Here is a 1854-nt window from a genome sequence, read left to right on the forward strand (position 1 = left end):
CTCGGCGCCGCCGACAAACAGCGCCGCCTGGCCCTGGTCGAGGCGCAGCGCCAGATGGGTCCAACGGCCGGCCGCGACGGCGCCGCCGCCCAGCTCCGCCGTGCCCAGCCGGGCCTGCAGCTTGCCGTCCTGCACAGCCAGGCTCAGGCCACCCCATTGCAGCAGGCGGGCACCGGCGACATCGTCCAGCTTGACCCACAGCGACAGGGTCAGCGCGCCACCGGCCACGCTCTTGACCAGGCCATCGTCAAGCGCCCAGCGCTGCGGCCGGCCGTCCAGGCGCACGCTGGCGCCCAGCAGGCCGTTGGGCTCCAGTGCCAGCGGCGCCTCGGCCTTGATGCGCCCGAGATGGTCGGTGCCCTCGGCGTTGTCGAAATGCAGGGCCGCCAGTGTCGCGGCGTCGAAGCCGGCCGCACGGCTGGCCTCCACCGTGGCCTTGGCGTTGCCGGCATAGACATGGAAGACGTTCTTGTCGCTGCCAGGCAGCACGCTGGGCAGCTGCACCCACAGCAGGGCCAGCTCGTTGACGCTGTCGAAGCGCTCGACGCTGAACTTCAGCGGCGTCTTGTCATCGGCGGCCAGCACGCGCAGGTCCGAGCCGTCCTCCTTGGCCGCGACGAAGTCGAAATTACCCGAATGCAGGCGCAGCGCGACGCTGACGGCTGCGGCGGCCTGCTGGGTCTCCAGGCCCTTGGCCGTGGTGTCCAGCGTGACGCGGGTGCGTTGGCTCCAGTCTTCGCTCCACCAGGCGTGGGCGGCGCCGGGCAGCGTGGCGGCGGCGAAGGCAAGGGCGATGAGTGCGTTGCGCATGATGATCTTGATCCGGGAACGGTGGTTTCGGGGGTGTTGGTTGTTCAGCTGCTGCCGAAGACGAGGAACTCGAGCAGCAGAGTGCGTCGGGCGCGGCGGCGCTTGCGTTCATCGTCGTCGCGGGCCGACTCGGTACCGCGGGCTGTGGCCTGTGTCAGCGCGTCGTTGACCGGCACCGTGATCGGTACGCTCAGCGGCGCCTCGGCCACCGCGCCGCTGCGGCTGCCGGCGACATTGATGTCATTGGCATTGACCAGGCGTTCGGCGCCGAGGAAGGCATTGCCCTTGGAGCGGATGCCGGCCTCGCCGGCATTGATCTCGCCGGTCGGCGCATACAGGTCCAGATCGCTGCCGGCGCCCAGCACCGCGATGCCGCTGCCGCTGAAGGAGCCCGAGGCGTCCAGCACCAGGCTGCCGTTCTCCAGCAGGCGCAGCACCGGCGGCGGGGCGCCGGTGACGGTCTTGGCGCCGCGGCCGGCATCGATATTGCCGGCCGAGGACCACATCAGCAGATCGCCCTGGCCCAGCGTGAAGACACGCGAGGCATTGACCTCGAAATCGTCGCGCACGACGGTGCTGATATCGCCGCCGCTGACCGTGACGATGCCCAGATCGCTGGCCTTCTTGAACCCGGTCTGGCCGGCAATATCGCCGGCATTGGCGCCGCCGCCGGGCACCAGCACCGTGATGTCGGCCGCCTGCAGGGTCTTGATCTGGCTGGTCGGCATGCGCAGCCGGCCGGCGGGCCGCTCGCCGGGGAACAGCAGGTCGATGGCCAGATAGGCCGGGCCATAGCCGGCCCAGCGTGCATCGCCATCGAGCTGCGAGGCGGCCCGGCCGCTGCGGCGCAGCTCGTCGACCAGCTGGCGGTTCAGCCAGGGGATCTGGCGCTCGACGCTCAGCGCCTCGAAGGCCGCTGCGGCCTGCCCGGGCAACACCGTCGCGCCGCCGGCGCTCTTCACATAGGCGGCCAGCGCCTGCAGCTGCTTGGCGTCCGACAGCGCGGCCAGGCTGGCGGCGCGCGTCGGTGCCGGCTGGGCCGCC

The 1854-nt window shown here is 71.3% G+C and carries 2 protein-coding genes; both read right to left on the reverse strand.

Features of this window, described 5'->3' with window-relative positions; all coding sequences use genetic code 11:
* Positions 1–810: DUF2341 domain-containing protein (locus PO768_RS28685; protein WP_272648776.1), on the reverse strand; the 810-nt coding region annotated here is incomplete at its 3' end.
* A gap of 44 nt (positions 811–854) precedes the next feature.
* The coding region (locus tag PO768_RS28690) for a filamentous haemagglutinin family protein (RefSeq protein ID WP_272648777.1) at positions 855–1854 on the reverse strand (1000 nt) is incomplete at its 5' end.

The sequence above is a fragment of the Paucibacter sp. XJ19-41 genome, assembly GCF_028462495.1.
Lineage (GTDB): Bacteria > Pseudomonadota > Gammaproteobacteria > Burkholderiales > Burkholderiaceae_C > Roseateles_E.